The 21,820-nt window shown below is 64.1% G+C and carries 24 protein-coding genes; 11 read left to right on the top strand and 13 right to left on the bottom strand.

Annotated features, from left to right (window positions below):
* Positions 1-130: 130 nt before the first annotated feature.
* The 9 genes from E4Z66_RS15000 to E4Z66_RS15040 all read right to left on the bottom strand — a co-directional run bounded on the left by E4Z66_RS15000 (position 131) and on the right by E4Z66_RS15040 (position 10,362).
* Positions 131-1,072 carry an ABC transporter permease gene (locus tag E4Z66_RS15000; RefSeq protein WP_136463864.1) on the bottom strand — a complete coding sequence of 314 codons (942 nt, stop codon included), beginning with the start codon at positions 1,070-1,072 and terminating at the stop codon, positions 131-133.
* Complete coding sequence (locus E4Z66_RS15005) at positions 1,069-2,112, bottom strand: ABC transporter permease (protein WP_136463865.1); 1,044 nt, start codon at positions 2,110-2,112, stop codon at positions 1,069-1,071. The genes E4Z66_RS15000 and E4Z66_RS15005 overlap by 4 nt, the downstream gene beginning before the upstream one ends.
* Complete coding sequence (locus tag E4Z66_RS15010; RefSeq protein WP_136463866.1) at positions 2,102-3,622, bottom strand: ABC transporter ATP-binding protein; 1,521 nt, start codon at positions 3,620-3,622, stop codon at positions 2,102-2,104. Before E4Z66_RS15010 ends, E4Z66_RS15005 begins: the two co-directional genes overlap by 11 nt.
* Positions 3,619-4,974, bottom strand: coding sequence for an amidase (locus E4Z66_RS15015; protein ID WP_246036055.1), 1,356 nt, complete (start codon positions 4,972-4,974; stop codon positions 3,619-3,621). The genes E4Z66_RS15010 and E4Z66_RS15015 overlap by 4 nt, the downstream gene beginning before the upstream one ends.
* Before the next feature lie 19 nt (positions 4,975-4,993).
* Positions 4,994-5,977: a BMP family protein gene (locus E4Z66_RS15020; RefSeq protein WP_136463868.1), complete on the bottom strand. Its 984-nt coding sequence runs from the start codon at positions 5,975-5,977 to the stop codon at positions 4,994-4,996.
* 36 nt (positions 5,978-6,013) lie between these two features.
* Entirely contained in the window at positions 6,014-7,318 is a 1,305-nt protein-coding gene (locus E4Z66_RS15025; protein WP_136463869.1) for an amidohydrolase family protein, read from the bottom strand.
* A gap of 262 nt (positions 7,319-7,580) precedes the next feature.
* Positions 7,581-8,249, bottom strand: a complete 669-nt coding sequence (locus tag E4Z66_RS15030; RefSeq protein WP_136463870.1) for a GntR family transcriptional regulator — start codon at positions 8,247-8,249, stop codon at positions 7,581-7,583.
* 8 nt (positions 8,250-8,257) lie between these two features.
* Positions 8,258-9,274: a Gfo/Idh/MocA family protein gene (locus tag E4Z66_RS15035; RefSeq protein ID WP_136463871.1), complete on the bottom strand. Its 1,017-nt coding sequence runs from the start codon at positions 9,272-9,274 to the stop codon at positions 8,258-8,260.
* A complete protein-coding gene (locus E4Z66_RS15040) occupies positions 9,271-10,362 on the bottom strand; it encodes an isocitrate/isopropylmalate dehydrogenase family protein (protein ID WP_136463872.1) in 1,092 nt (363 codons plus the stop codon). Before E4Z66_RS15040 ends, E4Z66_RS15035 begins: the two co-directional genes overlap by 4 nt.
* A 179-nt stretch (positions 10,363-10,541) precedes the next feature.
* On the opposite strand from E4Z66_RS15040, the gene E4Z66_RS15045 reads away from it, so the two are divergent.
* Both E4Z66_RS15045 and E4Z66_RS15050 read left to right on the top strand, forming a co-directional pair.
* A complete protein-coding gene (locus tag E4Z66_RS15045; RefSeq protein ID WP_136463873.1) occupies positions 10,542-10,829 on the top strand; it encodes a putative quinol monooxygenase in 288 nt (95 codons plus the stop codon).
* On the top strand, positions 10,829-11,626 hold the full coding sequence (locus tag E4Z66_RS15050; protein ID WP_136463874.1) for an N-acyl homoserine lactonase family protein: 798 nt from the start codon (positions 10,829-10,831) through the stop codon (positions 11,624-11,626). The genes E4Z66_RS15045 and E4Z66_RS15050 overlap by 1 nt, the downstream gene beginning before the upstream one ends.
* 88 nt (positions 11,627-11,714) lie before the next feature.
* On the opposite strand, the gene E4Z66_RS15055 is transcribed toward E4Z66_RS15050, so the two are convergent.
* Genes E4Z66_RS15055 through E4Z66_RS15070 form a run of 4 tightly spaced genes read right to left on the bottom strand, consistent with a single transcriptional unit; the run spans position 11,715 to position 15,635 of the window.
* Positions 11,715-12,485, bottom strand: a complete 771-nt coding sequence (locus E4Z66_RS15055) for an SDR family NAD(P)-dependent oxidoreductase (RefSeq protein WP_136463875.1) — start codon at positions 12,483-12,485, stop codon at positions 11,715-11,717.
* Complete coding sequence (locus tag E4Z66_RS15060) at positions 12,482-13,420, bottom strand: SDR family oxidoreductase (RefSeq protein ID WP_136463876.1); 939 nt, start codon at positions 13,418-13,420, stop codon at positions 12,482-12,484. Before E4Z66_RS15060 ends, E4Z66_RS15055 begins: the two co-directional genes overlap by 4 nt.
* Positions 13,417-14,319, bottom strand: a complete 903-nt coding sequence (locus E4Z66_RS15065) for a bile acid:sodium symporter family protein (RefSeq protein WP_136463877.1) — start codon at positions 14,317-14,319, stop codon at positions 13,417-13,419. Before E4Z66_RS15065 ends, E4Z66_RS15060 begins: the two co-directional genes overlap by 4 nt.
* Positions 14,316-15,635, bottom strand: coding sequence for a flavin-containing monooxygenase (locus E4Z66_RS15070; RefSeq protein WP_136463878.1), 1,320 nt, complete (start codon positions 15,633-15,635; stop codon positions 14,316-14,318). Before E4Z66_RS15070 ends, E4Z66_RS15065 begins: the two co-directional genes overlap by 4 nt.
* Before the next feature lie 61 nt (positions 15,636-15,696).
* Between E4Z66_RS15070 and E4Z66_RS15075 the strand changes: the two genes are divergently transcribed.
* From E4Z66_RS15075 to E4Z66_RS15115, 9 genes are all read left to right on the top strand, one after another.
* Entirely contained in the window at positions 15,697-16,383 is a 687-nt protein-coding gene (locus E4Z66_RS15075; protein WP_136463879.1) for a TetR/AcrR family transcriptional regulator, read from the top strand.
* Positions 16,384-16,461: 78 nt separating this feature from the next.
* Entirely contained in the window at positions 16,462-16,827 is a 366-nt protein-coding gene (locus E4Z66_RS15080) for a hypothetical protein (protein ID WP_136463880.1), read from the top strand.
* Between the two features lie 51 nt (positions 16,828-16,878).
* Entirely contained in the window at positions 16,879-17,583 is a 705-nt protein-coding gene (locus E4Z66_RS15085) for a L,D-transpeptidase (protein ID WP_136463881.1), read from the top strand.
* Between the two features lie 134 nt (positions 17,584-17,717).
* Entirely contained in the window at positions 17,718-18,146 is a 429-nt protein-coding gene (locus E4Z66_RS15090; RefSeq protein ID WP_136463882.1) for a hypothetical protein, read from the top strand.
* Complete coding sequence (locus tag E4Z66_RS15095) at positions 18,143-18,802, top strand: MotA/TolQ/ExbB proton channel family protein (protein WP_136463883.1); 660 nt, start codon at positions 18,143-18,145, stop codon at positions 18,800-18,802. Before E4Z66_RS15090 ends, E4Z66_RS15095 begins: the two co-directional genes overlap by 4 nt.
* A 28-nt stretch (positions 18,803-18,830) precedes the next feature.
* Positions 18,831-19,172 carry a biopolymer transporter ExbD gene (locus tag E4Z66_RS15100; protein WP_136463884.1) on the top strand — a complete coding sequence of 114 codons (342 nt, stop codon included), beginning with the start codon at positions 18,831-18,833 and terminating at the stop codon, positions 19,170-19,172.
* Between the two features lie 4 nt (positions 19,173-19,176).
* The gene (locus E4Z66_RS15105) at positions 19,177-19,566 is read left to right on the top strand and encodes an ExbD/TolR family protein (RefSeq protein WP_136463885.1); all 390 of its coding nucleotides are present in this window, start codon (positions 19,177-19,179) and stop codon (positions 19,564-19,566) included.
* Positions 19,563-20,522, top strand: coding sequence for a cell envelope integrity protein TolA (gene tolA / locus E4Z66_RS15110; protein ID WP_136463886.1), 960 nt, complete (start codon positions 19,563-19,565; stop codon positions 20,520-20,522). Before E4Z66_RS15105 ends, tolA begins: the two co-directional genes overlap by 4 nt.
* A gap of 106 nt (positions 20,523-20,628) precedes the next feature.
* The gene (locus tag E4Z66_RS15115) at positions 20,629-21,810 is read left to right on the top strand and encodes a GAK system CofD-like protein (RefSeq protein ID WP_136463887.1); all 1,182 of its coding nucleotides are present in this window, start codon (positions 20,629-20,631) and stop codon (positions 21,808-21,810) included.
* The last annotated feature ends 10 nt before the right edge of the window (positions 21,811-21,820 follow it).

Below are 21,820 nucleotides of genomic sequence, written 5' to 3' on the forward strand. Positions count from 1 at the left end.
GCCCCTCGTCGCAGCCAATGGCTCCACCCACCAAAGCAGCGTGGTTTCCAGCCTACATATAAGCTCGGACCATGGGTGGCGAGAACAGACTGGCAGGCCGCGCGTCGCCCCGGCAAGCGCACGCCCGACGCTACCGTTCACCCCGCCGGTATGGCGTCATCAGTGCGGCCGGCACCTCTGCCCGGCGGGCCACGAGAACAAGCGCGACGATGGACAGCACATAGGGCGCCATCAGGAAAAGCTGATACGGCACCCCGTCGATCGCCGTTTGCAGACGCAGTTGATAGGCATCGAAGAACGCGAACAAAAGCGCGCCGATCAATGCCTTGCCGGGCCGCCAACTGGCAAAGACCACCAGCGCGATGCAAATCCAGCCCCGGCCCTGCACCATGCCCGGAAAGAAGCTGTTGAACGCCGTTGTGGTCAGAAACGCCCCTCCCACGGCCATCAGGGCAGAACCTGCGACCACGGCGCCGATGCGAATTCGGATCGGGTTCAGGCCCTGCGCTTCGACGGCGTGGGGGTTTTCGCCGGTCATGCGGATTGCAAGGCCCAACGGCGTCCGGCTGAGGATATAGGCCATCACCGCCACGGCAGCGAGCGCCAGATAGGTGGGCACCGCCTGCGAGAACAGGATCGGGCCAAGGATCGGGATATCCGACAGCCCCGGAATGTTCAGCGGCTGGAACGGCTCGATCGTGGGCGGCAGGTCGCCGACCTCTACCAGCAGCCGGTACAGGTAATAGGCCAGCGCCGAGGCAAAAAGCGTGATCCCAAGCCCTGACACATGCTGCGAAAGCCCAAGGGGCACGGTCAGCGCCGCGTGCAGCAGCCCCATCAGCGCCCCGCAACACGCCGCGATCAGCAGGCCGACCAGCAACGGCGCGCCCATATAGACGGCCAGCCACCCGGTCATGGCCCCCATGGTCATGATCCCCTCGATCCCAAGGTTCAGCACACCGGACCGCTCACACAGAAGCGCGCCCAGCACGCCGAAAATCAGCGGCGTCGCGATCCGCAGAACAGAGGCCCAAAGACTGGTATTCAGCAGCAGGTCAATCGCTTCGGTCATCGGCGTACCCGGTAGGTTGTGAACATAAGCGCCACGATCATGGTCAGCAGGCATAGCGCGACGATCACATCGGCGATGAAGCTGGGCACACCGGTGGCGCGGCTCATGGCGTCGGCGCCCACGAAAACGGTCGCGACAAAGACCGCCGCCGCGACAACCCCCGCAGGATGAAGCGCGGCCAGCATGGCGACAACGATACCGGCATAGCCGAAACCGGGGCTCATCGTAGTGGTGACGCCCGCCGTGACCCCCATGACCTCGACCGACCCGGCCAGCCCGGCCAAGGCCCCCGACAACAGCGCCACCCCCATGATGGTGCGCGGCAGCGAAATCCCGGCGAAGGCCGCCGCACTGGCATTCAGCCCCGCCGCACGGGTTTCAGCGCCGAACACGGTGCGGGCAAGCACCAGCCACACGGCCCCTGCCGCCACGACAGCAAAGATCAACCCGATATGCAGCCGCGTCCGCGGGATCAGGTCAGGGAGGCGAAAATCGCCATCGACCGGCACGGAAGAGGGCCAGCCAAATGCCAAGGGATCACGCATCGGCCCTTCGACCATCAGACCGACGAAAAGGATCACGATGAAATTGAGCAGCAGCGTGGTCACGACCTCATCCACCCCGAAGCGCAGCCGCAAATAGGCGGGTCCGGCCAACAGCGCCGCGCCCGCTGCCATTCCGGCCAGCATCAGCACCGGGATGCCAATCCATCCGGGAAGCCCGAGCGAATGGCCGATCCACGCGGTCATCAACGCCCCGACAAAGAACTGCCCCTCGCCGCCGATATTCCAAAGCCGCGCCTGAAAAGCGACAGCCGCGGCAAGACCCGTAAAGATCAGCGGGGTGGCGCGGGTCAGCATCTCTGCCACGGCGAGCTTCGAGCCCAGCGCGCCCGCCAGCATTTCGCCATAGGCCATCAGCGGGTTGACCCCCGCCGCCGCGATCAGACCCGCCGCAAGGATCAGCGCGCTGACAACTGCGGCAAGGGGCGCAAGGATCACCAGATACAGCGGAACATGGCTGCGTCGTTCAAGCCGCATCACCGTCCTCCTTCCAGACGCCTGCCATCATCAGGCCCAGGCGTTGCGGGTCTGCCTCGTTCGCTGAAATCGGTTGCGACAAGCGGCCTTTGACGATCGCCTGTATCCGGTCCGACAGGGCCACGGCCTCTTCCAGTTCTTCCGAGATCAACAGGATGGCCGCCCCTTCAGCGCGGGCGGCCAACAGCTCGGCATGGACGGCGGCGATGGCCCCTTCGTCCAAACCGCGCGTGGGCTGGTTCGTCAGCACGAAACGCGGGCCGTTCGTCAGCACCCGCCCAAGGATCAGCTTTTGCATATTGCCACCAGAAAGCAGCCGCGTGCGCGTATCGGGCGCGGCCCCGCGTATGTCGAAGCGGTCGATCAGCGTCGCGGTGTAATCGCGCGCCGCCCGCCTGCGGACGAAACCGCGCCGCGAGAATTCTGGCGTGCGCAAACGCTCCAACACGGCGTTTTCCCACAGGCTCAATTCGCCCACCACGCCTTCGGCATGGCGATCTTCCGGCACGCGGCCCGCCCCGGCGCGGATCATGCCGCGTGGCCCCAGATGGCCGATATCTGCCCCCTCCAGCATCAGATGACCGGCGCTGGGATGGGCCAGACCGGAAAGCAGCCCGCCCAAAGCGGCCTGACCATTGCCGGAGACACCGACAATTCCCAAAATTTCGCCTGCATGGACGGTGAAGGACACGTCATCCAGACGCCGCGCGCCTGCCTCTTCGACCCGCACCTTGTCGGCCACCAGCACCGGCGCACCGATCTTGTGGTCATGGCGCGCGGGGCGTTCGACCTTGCGGCCCACCATGAGTTCGGCAAGTTCCGCCGGATTGGTCTGCGCCGTTTCGCGTTCTGCGACCATCTTGCCACCGCGCAGCACCGCCACCCGGTCCGAGGCGGCCATGACCTCGTGCAGCTTGTGGCTGATGAAGATGAGAGACAGCCCCTCCTTGGTCATATCGCGCAGGGTTTCGAACAGGCGCATCGCCTCGGGACGGGCCAGAACGGCTGTCGGCTCATCCAGGATCAGAACACGCGCGTCGCGATACAGCGCCTTGAGGATTTCGACACGCTGCCTTTCCCCCACGGACAGGGCGCTGATCTTGGCCTCCGGGTTCACCGGCAACCCAAAGCGGTCCGCGATCTGCATCAGCTTGGCGCGGGCGGCCCCACGGGCAGAGCGGGCGCGCGTCAACGGTTCGGACCCCAGCATGACGTTGTCCAGAACGGTCAGGTTCCCGGCGAGTGTGAAATGCTGGTGCACCATGCCCACGCCCAACGCGATTGCAGCGCGCGGCAGGCCCGGCGGCAGGTCTTGGCCAAACACCCGCACAGTCCCGGCATCGGCGGCGTAGTGACCAAAGAGGATGTTCATCAGCGTGGTCTTGCCCGCGCCGTTTTCGCCAAGCAGCGCAAGGATTTCGCCTTCGCCCAGTGTCAGGGTCACATCATCATTGGCGGTCAGCGCCCCAAAGCGTTTCGTGATGCCCCGAAGCTCCAATACATTGGTCATGCGGGCAACCCTGCGATCGGGAACGGAAAGGTCAGCGTCGGTGCGCGCTGTTCGATCATCGCGCCCAGCCGCAGCAGGGCGCTGTCCGCGCCGGGTGGGCCGATCAGTTGCAGGCCGACCGGCATCCCCGCAGACATGCCGTAGGGCAGCGCCAACGCAGGCAAGCCCGCGACATTGGCAAGCGCGGCATTGGGGGCAAAACCTTCCAACGCCGCGAAATGCGCGCCGGGATCTGTGCCCATCAGGTCGAGCGTGCCGACAGGCAAAGGCGGGGCGGCCAGCACGGGCATCAGGATCGCGTCGGCGCTTTGGAACAAGGTGCGCGCGCGGTCCGACAGCGAGGCCAGTTGCCGCGAGGCTGCGAACAGGGTGGCGCCATCGACCGCGCGGCCTTCGCGGACCATTGCAGCGGCAAGCGGCGGTATTTCGTTGTCCGGCACATCCAAGGCCGCCATCCATTCCGCCAGTGAGACTGAAAGGATCGTTCGTGAAATGTCTTGCGCTTCGGCCCCGATCTGATCGGGCGCGGCGATCTCATGGACGGCGCAGCCCGCATCGCGCAGCGCATCGGCCGCGTCTTGCGCCGCCTTGCAGATGTCTGGGGCGCATCGGTCCGGCAAGGCCAGCGCCACGCGCGGCAGGCCGGGCAGATGCACCACCGGTCCCGGCTGCGCCACGGCTTGGTACGCGGTATCCACATCACGGACCGACCGCGCCAACACCAGTTCAGAGGCGATGCCCATCAGATGGTTGGTAAAGTCAGGCCCGCCCGGCACGCCCCCGCGCGAGGGCTTCAACCCGGTCAAGCCGCAACAGGCCGCCGGCACACGAATGGACCCGGCGGCATCCGTCGCATGAGCAATCGCAACCATCCCGGCAGCAACCGCCGTCGCCGCCCCGCCAGAGGACCCTCCGGGCGTCAGCGCAGGGTTCCACGGGTTACGGGCGGGTGGCAGCCCATCGGGTTCGCATGTCAGGGAAAGACCGAAGGCAGGCGTCGCCGTCAGGCCGAAGGGGATCAGCCCAAGGCCCCGCAAATCGCGGAGCAGGTGACTGTCCTCTGCAGGAACGTGCCGCCGGGCCCGCAACGCGGCAGAGCCTGCGGCAGCGGGCAACCCCTGCGCCACGCCGCCCAGATCCTTCACCAGAAAAGGCAGCCCATGAAATGGCCCACGTCGTTCGGCAGGTGCAGCATCTGCTGCCTCTGCCCCGGCGCGGGCCATGTCTTCATCCAGATGCACCACGGCCCCAAGCCCCGCCTGCGCGCGGCAGGCAGCAAGGCTTGCATCCATCACAGCGCAGGCAGTGGTCTGCCCGGTTGCGATTGCAGCGGCCAGAGCCGTGGCATCCATCACGCGAAATCGCCCGCGATCAGGCCGGTTCGCTTTCGTCGATCGGCACGTCCCATTCGCCAGACTGGATCGCGGCCTGTTTGGCCTCCATCGCGGCGATGGCATCGGCTGGGACTTCATCGGCGACATAGATCAGTTCGTTGCCGCCATGCGCCATGAACGAATATTCGGTGTAGTTCCGGCCGGTGGATTTGCCCGCCTGAACATCCGCAACGATTGCTTCGATTGTCGGGCCGTAGTTCCAGATCGCATTGGCGAACACAGTGCCCGGATAGCGCGGCGTGTAGTCGATGAGCGACCCGATCGCCTTGATACCGCGTGCCTGAGCAGCATCCGCTGTGCCGATCCGCTCGCCAAAGAGGATATCCGCGCCCGCATCGATCTGGGCAATCGCGGCCTCTTGCGCGCGGGCCGGATCGAACCATGCACCGATGAAGCCGTTCAGGAAGCTGGCATCGGGGTTCACTTCTCTCACGCCCATGCGGAAGGCATTGATCAGTAGGTTCACCTCGGGGATCGGATACCCGCCGACCGACCCAAAGACGTTGGTTTCAGACATCGTCCCGGCCAGCATACCGGCCAGATAGGCGGCCTCGTGGTTGCGCGTTCCGAAGACGCCGAAATTGTCGCCCTGCGGCCCACCGGAGGAGCCCATGAGGAAAGCTGTTTCAGGGTAATCCCCGGCGACTTCGCGCGCTTCGCGTTCGACGGCATAGGATTCGCCCCAGATGATCTGCGCGCCGCCTTCGGCATATTCACGCATCGCGCGGGGGTAATCGGTCGGCGCGACCCCTTCGGAGAAGTCGTATTCGATCAGGCCAGACGCCGCGGCTTCTTGCATCGCGACGTGAATCCGGCTGTTCCAGGCGTTCTCGACCGGGGACATATGCACGCCCGCAATGCGGATCGTGGATTGAGCGCCTGCGCGGCGGATATAGGCAGGCAGGGCCAGCGTCGCGGCGGCGCCGACCATAAGCTGACGACGGGTTGTGTTGAGTTTCATCGGTGAGTCCTCTTCTGTTGGTGGCAGGTTCTATTGTTATTCGGTGACCGGGCTTGCGGCCTTGGGCGCGTAGTCGGACGGGTCAAGCGTTGCTGGCCGCCCCGGCAGGTCAAGCTGCGCAATGCGCGGCGCTGTTCGCGACAGCACCTTGCCATGCTTGATGACAGCAAGGCGGGTGGCTTTCATGCGCACCGCTTCAATCGGATCACGCGCTTGCAGCACGACCATGCTGGCCGGTCCGCCCTCACGCAGGGTGGGGTCCGGCAGGCCCATCGTCTTGGCTCCGTTCAGCGTCACGGACGAAAAGGCCCACTCCATCGCCTCGCGCGAGGTCATCGGCACCGCATGCACGCCCATATGGGCCACTTCCAGCATGTCGGCAGAGCCAAGCGAGTACCACGGGTCCATCGTACAATCCTGACCGAAGGACACATTGACCCCGGCAGCGCGCAGTTCGGGCACGCGGGTCAGGCCGCGGCGGCGCGGATATGTGTCCGAACGCCCCTGCAGCGTGATATTGATCAGCGGATTGGGCACCACGTTCATACCGCTTTCAGCGATAAGCGGAATCAGCTTGGACGCATAGTAATTGTCGTAGGAATGCATCGCCGTGACATGGCTGGCGGTCACGCGCCCGCCAAGGCCAAGGCGCGTGGTTTCATAGGCCAGCGTTTCCACATGCCGCGACATGGGATCGTCGCTTTCGTCGCAATGCAGGTCCAGCATCAGACCACGCTCTGCCGCGATTTCGGCCAGCCGCGTGACAGAGCGCGCACCATCCGACATGGTACGTTCGAAATGCGGAATGCCGCCCACCACGTCGACCCCCATATCGAGCGCCCGTAGCAGGTTCTTTTCCGCGTTTTCGGCCCGGTACAGACCGTCCTGCGGGAAGGCCACCAGTTGCAGGTCGATATAGGGCGCGACCTGTTTGCGCACGTCCAGCAGCGCCTCGACGCCGACAAGCGGCGCGGTGGAAACATCGACATGCGACCGGATCGCCAACAGGCCCTGCGACACAGCGAGATCGCAATAGCGCAGGGCGCGTTCGATCACCTGTTCAGGCGTCAACAGGGGTTTAAGCTCACCCCAAAGGGCAATCCCCTCAAGCAGCGTGCCCGAAACATTCATGCGCGGATGACCAAGGCTGAGCGTTGCATCCATATGGAAATGCGGGTCGGTGAAGGGGGGCGAGGCCAAGCCCCCTGCCGCGTCGATTTCCTCTTGCGCTTCTGCCGTGATCTCCGGCGCGATCTGCGCGATGCGGTCGCCGCGAATTGCAATATCCAGCGGCCCACTGCCATCGGGCAGGCAGGCCTTCTTGATGATGATGTCGAACATTCGCCGCCCCCAGAATTTGATCGGATGGTAAAAAGCAATCCGGGCGATTGCTACTTTTTTTGGCGGATCGGCGGGGGTCAGTCCTTAACTAATTCGCGAAACCCGGATTTTCGGCGTGCGCTTGCCTAGAAAATCAGCACCGCAACGGATCGGCCCAGGCCAATGCACGAGGAGGTTGAATCTCGTGCTTTTCGGGTCGTCAAATGTGAGAAATGGGACGGCCGATCGCCCGCGGCATCAAGGCAGGGCCGGCTGTCCAAGGCTAAAGGTAGCGCAGCCGCAGTTTGGCCAGAAGATCGACGAGGATTTTCTTCGCATCCTGCCGGTGCTTGCGGTGACATTCGCGCGCGGTGACCGCGTCGCCATCGCGGATCGCCTGATAGACCCGGCGGTGGTCCTCGTTCGACTTGGTTGGAACGGGCCGCATGAACAGCGTCGTCATCCGCGCGCGCCGGACCTGATCGCTCATCATTCCGACGATGCTTTGGATACGTGTGTTGCCGCCCAGCCGGACCAATTCGGTATGAAACCGGGTATCGGCATCGGCCCATGCTTCCAAATCGGACGCATCAAGCGCCGCCTCCATGTCCGCGATCGCTTGGGCCAGCGCCTGGAGATCACTTTCGGCATAGCGCGCGGTAGCCGCGCGTTCGGCGGCGTGACTTTCCAGCTCTGTCAGCACGTCATAGATTTCGGACATGTCTTCTGGCGACAGCGGCAGGATACGCACCCCCTTGCGCGGTCGCAATTCCAGCAGCCCCTGCCCTTCCAACGTCAGCACAGCCTCGCGGACCGGCGTGCGCGACATCTGAAGCATATCGGCAAGCTCCGATTCCAGATGATCCGAACCTGCTGCCAACTCGCCAGAGAATATCCGCGCGCGCAGCTCGTGAATGGCGCGTTGCGAATTGGATGGGGATTTGTCGGGCATGGAAATGTCTACTCCTGAAAGAACTGCTTACGCCCTTGTCGATTGGAATCGTAAATCGCGGCCTCGATCCGTTCCACTGCCAGATAGTCCTGCGCACAGTTCTCAAAAGGGGTGCCGTCGATGATCCCGGCGACCACATGGCGTTGCAGCGCATGAACACAATCGCCGCCGAAGCCGGTCCATGTGTCCGGCGGCAGCACGCAGGTTCGTTCGCCTTTTCCGAAGGCGCGCAGATGCACCGATCCGTCGCCGCGCAGGTCGAGCGTGCCTTCTGTTCCCTCGAACAGGGCCTCGCCCATCGTGCAACGCAGATTTTCGGCATCGTGGTCCAGATGCCGGTTGCCGTCGAACAGCGCCCGTACCCCGTTCGGATGGTCAAACAGGATATAGCCCGCATCCTCCCCCGCGATCGCCGTGTTGATGCGGCGCAAATCGGCGTACACGCCCAGCGGATCGCCAAGAAGATAGCGGAAGGTGTCGATCCAATGAACGGCGGTTTCATGGACCAAAAAGCGTGGCATGGTCTGGAAATAGGGTTGGCGCGACAGATAGGCCTCTGGCCCCTGCCCATCGCCCGGACGCAGCCGGAATGTCACCTGCTGAAGCCGCCCCACATCGCCGCGATCCAGCGCGGCCTTGATCGCGCGATACCACGGCTGAAAACGGAAATTCTCGTGCACGATAATGGTGGCTCCGGCGGCTTCGGCCTCGGCGGTGATGCGCTCTGCCTCGCCAAGATCGCGGCAGAAGGGCTTTTGGCAGATGATCCATTTCAGCCCCGCCGCCAGAGCAAGGCGGATCGCCTGTGCCTGCGCGGGTGGCGGCAGAATGACATCGAGCATGTCAGGCGTTTGCGCCTTTAGCATCTGCTGAAGATCGTCATAGGCGGGCAGGCCGGTGGCCTTGGCCTTTTCAATATCTTGATCACATGCGCCAACCAGTGTGGCACGCTCCATCCGCGCCCAGCTTCCATAGTGGAACTGGCTGAAATACCCCGCGCCGACGCACGCGATCCTCAGGGTCATGCGACGAACAGGGCGTCGGTGACGGCTTGCGCTGCCGCTGCGGTGCCTGCGGTCCCGCCAATGTCGCGCGTCAGTGCTGCGCCGCGTGCGATCACGTCCTCGACCGCCTCGCGCAGCCGTCGGCCATCCTGCGCCAGCGCCGGGTTGTCGTGCTTGATCCCCAACCAGTCGAGCATCATCGCCGCTGATAGGATCATCGCCAACGGATTGGCCAGACCTTGCCCAGCGATGTCCGGGGCAGAGCCGTGGCAAGGTTGAAACACAGCATGGTCCAGCCCGATATCAGCAGAGGGCGCCAGCCCCAGACCGCCCATCAGCCCCGCCCCAAGATCCGACAGGATATCGCCGAACATGTTCTCGGTCACGAGCACGTCGAAGTCCCACGGTTTCTGCACCATCCACAGCGCCATCGCATCGACATAGGCGTGATCCGCAGTCAGATCGGGGTGGCGCGCGGCCTCTGCATCGAAAATCTCGCGGAAAAAGGCGAAGGCGCGGAACACGTTGGCCTTGTCGACACAGGTCACACGACCCTGCCCGCGCCCCGCCGCCCGGCGTGTCTGCGCCATGTCGAAGGCAAAGCGGAACAGCTTTTCGGATATGTCGCGCGTGATGCGCAAAGTCTCGCGCGCTTCGTCCGGGCGCACATCCCCGCAGCCTTGGGTGTAAAATAGCCCCTCGGTGCTTTCGCGGATCAGAACGAAGTCGATCTCCTTGCCCTTTGGCAGGTTCAGCGGTGTGGGTTGCCCCTGCCGGACCCGCACAGGACGCACCCCGGCGAAGAGCGTCAGCGCCTTGCGCAGGTCGATCTGCGGCGAAATCTCTGTCCCATCCTCATAACGGATATCGGGCAAGCCCATCGCCGACAGAAGGATCGCGTCGGCGTTGCGGGCGATCTGCATGGATGTCTCCGGCAGCGAGTCGCCGGTGGCCGCGTAATGCGCGGCCCCTGCGGGCGCATCGTGGAACCGCAAACCGTACCCGTCCGATGCCTCTGCCATACGACCGAGGATATCCAGAGTGGGTGCCATGATTTCCGGCCCGATGCCGTCGCCGTGGAACACCGCGATGTCGAATGTCTGTGTCACTCCATGCCCTCCGCCTTGCATATGCATGGGTGGGGCGGTGCCCGCGGCCCGATGCAAAAGTTGACAGGCCCACCTTAATGCATGCATTAATAAATGCAATAAGGATGCCCGGACGCTCTAGGCCGGTCTTGGGCGGCGCTTTGCCGCTTGTTCCGAAATCGGCAAGGGAGGCTTGCGGAATGTTCGCTGTCGTTGTGAAATTCCAATTGAAGGAGGGCGTGATGGATCAGTTTCTGCCCGCCATGAAGGAAAACGCGCAGCTTTCGCTGAAAGACGAGCCGTGCTGTCACAGGTTCGATGTGTGCACAGATCCCGCGCGCCCGAATGAGGTGCTGCTATATGAGCTTTACACCGACCGCGCGGCCTTTGACCTGCACCTCGGCACGCCGCATTTCAATAGTTTCGACCGCGAGACCGCCGCATTGATCGCGGATAAGGATGTGCGCACCTATGACGAGGTAAGCTGATGGCCGATTGGGAGGTCTACGCCATCAAATATGCGGACCGGAATGCACGCACCCGCGCGGATAGTTTCATCCTTGACGACAACCACGACACGCCGCACCCGATGGACTATTACATGTGGTTGTTGCGGCGCGGGCAGGAGGTGATCCTAGTCGATACCGGTTACGATCTGCAGGAGGCCACAGCGCGCGGACGGCCCATCCGCCTTGATCCGGCAGAGGCGCTCGCCCCGCTTGGGCTGAAGCCCGAAGACGTGACACAGGTCATCGTCACCCACCTGCATTACGATCACGCCGGGGGGCTACACCTGTTTCCGAATGCCACCCTGCATCTGCAAGCGGCCGAAATGGCCTTTGCCACCGGTCCGTGCATGTGCCACGACGCGCTACGCCTGCCGTTCACCGCGATCCATGTCTGCGAGGCGATCACGCGGCTCTATTCCGGGAAACTCGTTTTCTATGATGGCGACGCGCAGGTCGCCGACGGAGTCACGGTGCATTGCATCGGCGGCCATAGTCGCGGGCTGCAATCTGTTCGCGTGCGCACGTCATCGGGGTGGATGGTGCTGGCGTCCGACGCGGCGCATTTCTATGAGAACGTATTTGCGCGCAAGCCCTTCCCCATCGTCGTCGATATGGAAAACATGCTGGCGGGCTTTGACACGCTGGAACGGCTGGCAAGCGCGCCGGGGCTGATCATTCCCGGCCACGATCCCTTGGTGCGGGAGTATTTCCCACAGGTTCTGGCCGACCACATCTTTCGTCTGGATGGCGGCCCGACCAAGGATGTGCGCGCGTAAGATCGGCGTTTTGCGGATGATGTCAGCGGCGCGGGCGCGCATATCCCTGCCTTGATGCGCCAGTTCCACGCCGATTGTCAGGCCCGGTTCAGCCTTTGCCTTGTGCGATGTTCCGCTCCATCAACCTTTGATACAGCCGGGGCGCGGCGCGGTTGATCCACCATGCCAGCCGCGCGACCCGGCCCACGGGGATCATGGCTTGCCCCGATCGCAGCCCCTTCAAAATGACCTGCGCTGCCGCCTCTGGCGTCATGTAATCCACCCCGTCCGCCGCAGCACCGGGACGACGAGTGCCATCGGTCAGCGCCGCGCCGCGCCCCAGATTGGTCGCCACGAAAGACGGCGCGGCGATTTGCACGCGCACCCCATGCGGCGCCTCTTCGGAGCGCAGGGATTTGAAGAAGCCTTCCAGCGCGTGTTTCGATGCTGCATAGGCCGTACGATGATAAAGCGGCGAAAACCCCGCGACGGATGAAATCGCCAGATGCGTCCCTCGGCTGTGTCTGAGAGGGTGCAAGAAGTGATGCGCCATAGCTGTGGCTGCGAAATAATTGATATCGAACACACGGCGATGCAGCGTTTCCGTCAGGTCGGCAAAGGGACCAATCTGTGTCACGCCAGCATTGTAAACCACCAGATCAATCCGCGGATACCGGGCGAGGATGTCGCCGCACGCGGCCTCAAGCTGCGCCGGATCGGTCAGATCGCAGGCCAAAGCGTCCTCCCCTTCCGCCGGGGTCAGCGCCGCAATGTCCTGGTCCAGTAGAACGGTCCGCCAGCCGTCTGCCCGCAGGGCCAAAGACAGCGCCCGGCCCAAGCCCCCGGCCCCGCCAGAGATCACCGCGACACGCCCGGTCATAGCCCGGCCTCGCGCGCCCACAGGTCGAAGACCTCGGCGCTGGTCAGCTCTGGCGTATAGCCGAAACGGTTCTTCAGCGCGTCATTGGCCAGCACCGGGCGGTATTGCAGAAAACGCACCTGTTCCGGGCCATATCGGCTCAATCCCAGCGGATGCGCGACGGCCAACACCGCCTTGATGCCCAGCGCCGGAACGCGCTGCACCGGTTTGCCAAGGCGCCGCGCAAGATCGCTGACCCCCATCGCCCCATCGCCCGCGACGTTGAAAATTCCGGGCGGGCCGTCTGTGGCCGCGCGTTCGAGGATACGCGCCAGATCACGGGTCCAGATAAAGACGAAGGGGCTTTCGCATCCCCGGATCGCCAAAAGACGCGGCTTGCGGAACAGCGCCGTGATTTGATTGTCGGTGCCCTTGCCCAACACTGTGCCGACGCGCAGCACGGTTTGCTCCAATTCCGGATTGTCCATGCGCGCGTTTGCCAAAAGCTCTTCGACCTGCCGCTTGTGGTCGGAATAGGCGAATTCCGGATTGCCGCGGACCGGATCGGTTTCCCGCAACGGCACGGGGTTGTCCGCGTGATACCCATAGGCCGCACCGGAGGACGTGACGACAAGCCGCCGGACACCCGCTTGCAGGGCGGCGTCCAGCACTTTGCGCGTCCCTTCGACATCGACCTGATAGGCCAGTTCCCGCCCCATGCCCGGCCCCGGCGTCACGACAGAGGCCAGATGCACGATGACCTCGGGCTGTTCCTGCGCGATGACCTGCCCCGGCGCATCGGTGGTGACATCCACTGCGACGAAACGCACGCCGTCCGGCACGCTTGGCGGCGGTGCCAGATCGGTGGCGATGATCTCATGCTCCGCCTGCGCCAACTGGCCGATCAATTCGCGGCCCACCATGCCGCTGGCCCCAGTGATCAGAATGCGGGTCATCGCGCGGCCTCTCGTCGGCTGAAGACGGTTGAAATCGCGAACCCGGCAATGATGTGCCAAATGCCCCAAAAGGCCGCAACGATGGCCATGCCGCCCATCCCGCCGAAGAAGGCGAAGATCAGCACAAGCCCCAGCCCGGAATTCTGGATACCGGTTTCGATGGTGACGGCGCGCCGGTCGAACGCCGGCAACCGGGCCAGCGTCGCGGTCGCAAAGCCCCCCGCGAAGGCGAGCGCATTGTGCAGCACAACGAGGCCAGCGATCACGCCGACGAATTCAAGGAAATAGGCCCAGTTCGCGCGCAACGACATCAGGATAAACGCAGCGAAAATCCCCATGGACAGCCATTTCAGCGGCCTGCGCAAACACGCGGTCACGGCGGGCCTATAGTGGTTAAGAGCAATCCCGGCGGCCAGCGGCACCAGCAGCATGACCCCGACGGTAATCGCCACGCTGACCGGATCGATGCGCGTCTGGGTCAACAGCGCGCGGGTCGGCGCGTACAGGCTCCCCCAAAGCGCGATGTTGATCGGCGTCATCAAAAGCGCCGCGACCGTGGCCAAAGCGGTCAGCGACACGGAAAGTGCCGTGTTTCCCCCGGCCCGGTGGGTGAAGAAGTTCGACACATTGCCGCCCGGACAGGACGCCACAAGGATCAGCCCCAGCGCGATGGACGGGCTGGGCCGTAGCGCCATCACAAGCAGGAACGTCAGTGCGGGCAGAACCAGAAACTGTGCTGCCGCGCCGACGAAAATCGGTTTGGGACGGCGCAGGAGCGCGCGAAAATCGCTGAGCCTGAGGTCAATCGCGACCGAGAACATGACAATGCCAAGGATCGCATTGAGCACATGCAAAGAGGCGGGGCTGAAATTCAGCTGGGCTGCGTCGATACCGGTCATGCCGCGCCCCTTCCGCCCAGCGCCCTGATCCAGCCCATGACCTCTTTGCGGTAGGTGGTCTTGTCCACGTAATAGGCCATGCGCGGCAGGTTGAGATAGGCCATGCCGCCCGTTGCACGTGCGAACCCACCGGATTTCTGTGCTTTCAGCCGGATCGTCCCATCCGCGCGGTCACGCAACCCGCGAATATACCGCGCGACCATCTCCGCCTGTTCGTGGCGGCCCTGCCAGCCAAGTCCGCTGGCCTCCAACATGCCCAGAACGAACAGGTCGTCCCGATCCGGATGCATCGCGTTCAGGTAAAGATGCGGCGCATCGCCTTGCCAGTTCAGCAGGTCGCGGTCGATGAACGGGTAGTGCAGCTTGTACCCCGTCGCCGCGAGGATCATGTCGTAATCGCCCTGCGTGCCGTCCTTGAAGTGGACCCTGTGTCCCTCCAGCCGGTCGATATCCGCGCGGACCTTCAAATCGCCATGGCCCGCGTGAAACAGCACAAGCGAGTTCACGATCGGGTGGCTTTCGTAAAGCGCGTAATCCGGCTTGGGGAACCCGTATTTCTGCGGGTCGCCCACGAACCAGCGCAGGATAAGCCCGTCCACCCGACGTTTGAGCCACATCGGCAGCTTGATCGCGCCGCCCATCGTATCCGCAGGCTTGCCGAACACATATTTCGGCACGAAGTAGTATCCCCGGCGCATCGAGAGATCGCAGCTTTTGCCGTGATGGATCGCATCCACCGCGATATCGCAGCCGGAATTGCCCGCACCGACGACCAGCACACGCTTGCCGGTGAATTGCGCGGGATCGCGGTAGGCAGAGGCGTGGATCAACTCGCCATCGAACTGCCCGTTGAAACTGGGCATGTTCGGCTCGCTCAGCGTGCCATTTGCGATCAGGACCCCGGCGAATACGTCCTCATGGGTGCCCGAGGCATCGCGCCAGACCACCCGCCAGCCAGCCCCGTCTTCGCCCAAAGGAACGACCTGCGTCACCTCGGCCCCGAATTTATAATGACGGCGAATATCGAAATGATCTGCGAACTCGCGGAAATAACGCGCCATTTCGCGGTGGCTGGGATATTCGGCCACCTCGGGTCGCATGGGGAAATCGGTGAATTCCGTCATCGTCTTGGACGAGATCAGATGCGCGGTCTCGTACATGGTCGAACGTGCGCCATCGATATCCCACAGCCCGCCGACGTCGCTGTGCAATTCGAACCCCTGATACGCGATGCCCTGCTCACCCAGCACCTTGGCTGCTGCGAGCCCCATCGGGCCCGCGCCGATCAGCGCGAACTTCTCCCTTGCATTCGTCACGTTGCAATTCCTCCCTAGTCACCTTAGATTGAACAAATGTTCAATATAAGCAAGTTCTTTGATGACAGCAGGCAACACGCCCACAAAGCAAAGGCTTAGGGCACCATCCAAGCGGGCGCTTGCCAACCGTGCGCGCATTCTTGACGCGGCAGAGCTGGTTTTCGCACGGGCGGGATTCGAGGCCGCCAAGGTGCGCGAGATCGCGGCGACGGCGGGAGTTCCTTTGGGGCTGGTCAACCATCACACCGGCTCGAAAGAGGCGCTGTTCCGCGAAGTGGTGGCCCGACGAGCGGATGAATTGGCGCGATTGCGACGACAGGCATTGGCGCAGGCAAAGGCCCATGGCCCGCTTGAACTGCCGCAGGTTCTGGACTGCTTTTTCCGGCCCTACCTTGAGAAAGCCGCTGGCAGCGATCCGCAATGGCTGGCCTATGCGCGGCTGGTCGCGATAGTGTCCGCAGACCCTTCCTGGCGGGACGTGTCCGCCGATCTTTTCGATCCGACGGCGCAGCTTTTTCTGGATGAAATCTGCGCGCTACACCCGAACGCCTCCCGCGCCGTCGTGGCCGAGGGGTTCTTGTACTCTGTCGCTGCGTTGTTGGCGTTTCTGACATCGAGTTGGCGGATCGCCGCGCTGTCATCGGATACGGATGCGGCCGCGTCGGTTGAGGCTTTGGCGGCATTTGCGGCGGCGGGCATGTCGGCGGTGATCGCGCAGGCAGAGGCCAATGCGCCAACCACTGCCTGAAGTGCAGATCAATCGGATGTGAAGCCGCGCTCTCCGATCGTGATGGACAGGCCTGCGCAAACGGGCAATATGTCCGGAATGACCCTGCTTCGCCCCATCTTCGTTGCGTTGATGATCACCCTCATGTTGCCATGGGGGGCGTATCTCAAGGCGCAGGGGGCGGTGATGCGTGCGGCTGAGCTTCCTACGCAGGCGATCACGCAGGATCAGGGCGACGCGGTTGCGTTTTCAGCGCCGCGCACCCGTATAAGCAATGCGGGCGATCGCAAGCGGTGCCGGACCGGGATACTGCCCGGCGCGGCCTGCGCGATCTTTGCCGATCTGTCGCAAGACCCGCAGACCGAACCGCCCTTTGGCGATGCCTCCGCGCTGCGTCCCGAACAGGGAATCTGGGTCCGCGATGTGCCGACCTCTCCCGATACCGGGCCGCCGCGCCGCGTTTGATCGACTTTCCGGCGCTCGGCGCCAGTCCTTTTGATCAAACGGAGACATTCCATGCTTACCCGTCGCAATTTCGTGGCGGCTGGCGCAGTTGCCGCGGTTTCCGCCTGTGCCCGCCCCGCCCCGGAACCCGTCACGCGCGCGGCCACCGAGGCTGCCCTGCCTGACTATCCGCCCGTGCCATCCTTTTATGATGCGATCACGAATGAACCCTTTCCGATCCCCGCCATCGAGCCGGGGCAGATCGCGCCCGAGCTGTGGCGGCAGGAGGTCACGAACATGTGGCCGGACAGGCCGCGCGGCACCATCATCGTCGATCCCGATGCCGCGATGCTGTACTTCATCGAAAGCCCCACGACCGCGACCCGTTATGGGGTCAGCGTCGGTGCTGCGGGCTATGAATGGCAGGGGACTGCGCGGTTGCAATTCCGCCGTTCCTGGCCGCGCTGGAAGGTGCCGGACGCGATGATCGAACGCAAACCGGAACTGGCCCCGTATTCCGTGGCCCATGGCGGTATGCCGCCCGGCCCCGGCAATCCGATGGGCGCGCGCGCGCTTTACCTGTTTCAGGACGGCGTCGATACGCTCTACCGTGTGCATGGGGACGCCGCCCCGCGCGAATTGGGGCGGTCGGTGTCCTCTGGCTGCATCCGCATGTTGAACCAGGACGTGATCCACTTGCACGACCGGGCCGTCCATGGCGCGGATGTGACCGTGCTGCCATCGCTGAAGCCCGCCGGGCTGGAGGCCATGTATTAACGGCGCCCAAAGCGCAACAGACTTGAAGCCGGGCGCGATTTGCGGCAAACCCGGCTTCAGACAACCCCGCCAGACAGCCTGCCCGCAGCGCTGCCCCGCCAGGTGAGATCCATTCATCTATCAGGGACGCAGCTATGAAACGGCTTGTGACTGGCGCTATCGCGTTCAGCTTCATGTTTTCGGGTTTGGCACAGGCGCAAGAGACAGATCTTGCGGGCCGGATTTCCATCGAACTCAACGCGGTGCAGACGGTCGAGACCTCTTGCACGCTGACCTTTCTGATCACCAACGGGCTGGAAGCACCCTTGGACAAGGCCGTTTATGAGGCCGTGCTGTTCGACACCTCCGGTCAGGTGGCACGACTGACGCTGTTCGACTTCGGCACATTGCCCCCGGCGCGGCCGCGCGTCCGGCAATTTGCGCTGCCCGGCACCACTTGCGAAGGGCTGGGCCGCGTTCTGCTGAACGGCGCGCATATCTGCGACGGTGCGGGCGTGGCCGAAGGCGCTTGTGACCGTGGGCTGGTGCTGTCGACGCGCACAGATATCGAGGTGCTGGGATGATCGGTGAATGGCTCTCTCCGCTGCGGCAGATCGCCGAAACCGGCGGCCCCGTGGTTGCGATCCTGATGGCTGTGGCTGTGCTGACCCTTGCGGTTGCCATCTATAAGGTCTGGCAATTCTGGGCAGCCGGTGTCGGTCGCCACCGCGCGCTTGGCGATGCGGTGCGCGCATGGGATCGCGGGGACGAAAGCAGCGCGCAGATGGCGCTTGGGCGTTCGGAAAGTTATCTTGCGCCGGTCATCGGCATGGCCTTTGACGCGGGCGCGCGCACAGGCGCCAGCGACCGCCTTCAGGCAGAGGCTGAAACGCGCTTTGCCAAGCTGGAGCGCGGCTTCCGGCTGCTGGATTCCGTGGCGCAACTTGCCCCGCTTTTGGGTCTGTTCGGCACCGTTCTTGGGATGATCGAAGCCTTTCAGGCGCTACAGGATGCCGGGGCGCAGGTTGATCCGTCCGTGCTGGCAGGCGGCATCTGGGTGGCGCTGCTGACCACCGCTGTCGGGCTTGTCGTGGCAATGCCCACCGCCCTTGTGCTGAGCTGGCTTGAAGGGCGGATGGAGGCAGAGCGGGTAATCGCAGAGCAAGCGATCATGACGATCCTGCATCCGTCCGGCCAGCAACAGGGCAACCCCGCTCAGATGCAGGCGATCCATGGCTAAGGCGCGCACCCGGCGGCGCAGGTTGTCGATGACGTCGCTGATCGATGTCATCTTCCTGCTGCTGCTTTTCTTCATGCTGACCTCGACCTTTTCCAACTTCGCAGAGGTGGAGCTTGCCGCCGCCGGTTCGGGCGCTGCGCAGCCCTCTGACGCGCCGCCGCTATTTTTGCAGCTGGGTGCAGAGGATTTGCGCCTGAATGGCGAGGCGGTCGCGTTGGACGCGCTGGCGGGTACACCGCTCGCCGAAGTGGAGGATGGCACGGTTCTGCTGGTCAGCCTTGGCACCGAGGTCACCTCGCAGCGACTGACCGATCTGCTGGTTGCCCTGCGCGCGATGCCCGCCTTGCGCGTCACGGTTCTGGGGGGCTGATCCGATGCGACCTTTGGCGAAACGTAAACGTGACCGCGAACCGACCATTGCGCTGATCAACATCGTCTTTTTGATGCTGGTCTTCTTCATGGTCGCCGGAACGCTCGCGCCGCCGCTTGATCGCTCTTTAAAGCTGGTCGAAACACGCGAGTTGGACGGCGCGGCCCCACCGGATGCGCTGATCGTTCACCCCGATGGGCGACTGGTCTATCGCGGTGATATCCAGCTGGATGCTGCCAGCTTCATCGCGGCGCTGCCGGAGGAGGACCGCGAGGTCGTGCGGTTGCTGCCGGATCGCGACCTGCCCGCCCGTGATCTGGTGTCCCTGACCCGCGCATTGCGCGAGGCCGGCGCGCAGAAGGTTCTGCTGGTGTCAGAAAGAGCGATGCAATGATCAAAAGCTCTGCCACTGGGAAAACGCTCTCGCTTGGCCTTGCTGCCAGTTTGATCGTCGGGGCGACGCATTTGGCGTGGGCCCCTGAAGCGACCGAGCTGGCAGGCGGCGGCAGTCCCGCCGAATTGCGCAGCGGCACCGCGTTCGAGGATATGGCGGCAGGCATTCTGACGCCCGAAGCGCCGCAAGACGTCCTGACACCCGCAACGCCCGCCGCGCAAACCGCCCCTACGATGCCGGTGCAACAGGCAGAGCCCGCCCCGCGCCCGGTGGCAGAGCCGCTCTCCCCCCAGCCTGCTGCCCCAGCGGCGCAGGCACCTCAGGCAGCGACGCCTGCGCCGGTTCACCCCGCGGCTGCGCTGCCCGCGCCATCGGTTGCGGCGGCCCTTCCACCCCGCGCGGCGGAAACAGCGCAGCAAATTACCCCTGCAGACGTCATTGCCGACAGCACGCCTGACGAAACCGCCCCGCGAAGCTCTCTGCGGCCGCAGAAACGCGATGCGGACAAGGCGGCGGCCGTCGTGGCGGCGCGCCCGAAACTGGCCAAGGTGCGAAAAACGCCTGCGCCCCCCCCTGCGCCCAAACGCGGGAATGCAGCGAAAGACAATGCCAAAGGCTCTGTCAGCGGGACACGTGCCGAAGCCAAGGCCACGACAGCAGGGCCGCGCAAAACGGCGGCGCGCGACAGCGGCAATGCGGCCAAAAGCAACTATCCGGGCAAGGTCATGCGCAAAATCCAGCGCGTGCGCCGGCCAAGCGTCCGGGCCAAGGGGTCTGCCGTGGTTTCGTTCCGCATCGCCGCCAATGGCGGGCTTGCCGCGGCCTCTGTCGCGCGCAGCTCCGGGTCGGCGGCGCTGGACACGGCCGCCCTGAGCGTCGTGCGCAAAGCCGCGCCGTTCCCGCAGCCCCCCGCTGGCGCGCAGCGATCCTTTTCCGTCACGATCAAAGGCCGTTAGGCAGACTGCCCCCCGTTGGGGCGTGACAGGGCGCGGCGCTGGCCCTATGGCTATGGCCGGGCGGTCACCGAGCGCGCCAATCTGGAACCACAAGGGACGGCTGCCGATGGTCCGGCTGCACTTCGAAAGAGAACTGTCGCTGCCCGACCCCTTGCGCGTGGCCCGCGCGCGTAGCGTTCCGCATCTGGGGCCGCGCATCCTGTTCTTTTCCGGCGGCAGCGCGCTCAACGCCATTTCGCGCCAGCTCAAGCAGTACACCTTCAATTCGATCCATCTGATCACGCCGTTTGACAGTGGCGGAAGTTCACAAACGCTGCGGGTGGCGTTCGATATGCCCGCCGTTGGCGATCTGCGCAGCCGCCTGATGGCACTGGCGGATGAAACCGTTCTGGGCCAGCCAGAGGTCTATGCCCTCTTCACACACCGCCTGCCGCGCGACGCCAAACCCGGCGCGCTGCGGGCCGAGGTCGCGCAATTGCGCGATGGCAAGCACCCGCTTCTTTCTGCCGTGGCCCGGCCCATGCGTGCGTTGATCCAGAACCATCTGAACCACGCGCTTGACCATGTCCCGGCGGATTTCGACTATCGCAATGCCAGTATCGGCAACCTGATCCTTGCGGGCGGCTATCTGTCCCAGGGGCGCGCCTTGGAACCGGTGCTGTTTCTGATGTCCAAGATGGTGGATGTGCGCGGCACAGTGCGCACGATCGTGGATGAAAACCTGCAACTGGGCGCGCAATTGCAGGACGGTCGCCAGATCCATACCCAGCGCCTGTTAAGCGGCAAGGAAGCGCCGCCGATCGACAGCCCGATCACGCGCCTGTTCCTGTCCGATGGGCGACAGGAGCTTTCGGCTGCGGATTACCCCCTGCTCAAACGGAACCGCAAATTGATCCAGTCGGCGGATGTGATCTGCTATCCGCCGGGCAGCCTGTACAGCAGTGTCGCGGTGAACCTGCTGCCTGCCGGGGTCGGCAAGGCGGTTGCAGGGCGTTGTGTACCGAAGGTCTATCTGCCCGGTCTTGGAACTGACCCCGAGGCCCTGGGGCACAGCCTGGCCGATCAGGTCGAGGCGCTGCTGACACCGATGCGCGCGGATGCGGGCAAGACCCGGCCTGCCCGTGACTTCCTGACCCATGTGCTGTGCGATACCTCGCGCAGCGAGGCCGAATGCGCCGCCGTGACCGAACGCCACGGCGTGCCATGTCTTCGCCTGCCGTTGGCTTTGCCCGACAGGCCGAAATACGACCCGGCGATCATTGCGGAACTGCTCGTCTCCCTCGGGTAATCCTGCCGAA

Origin of the sequence: Aliishimia ponticola (assembly GCF_004803475.1) — a bacterium.
GTDB classification, from domain to species: Bacteria; Pseudomonadota; Alphaproteobacteria; order Rhodobacterales; family Rhodobacteraceae; genus Aliishimia; species Aliishimia ponticola.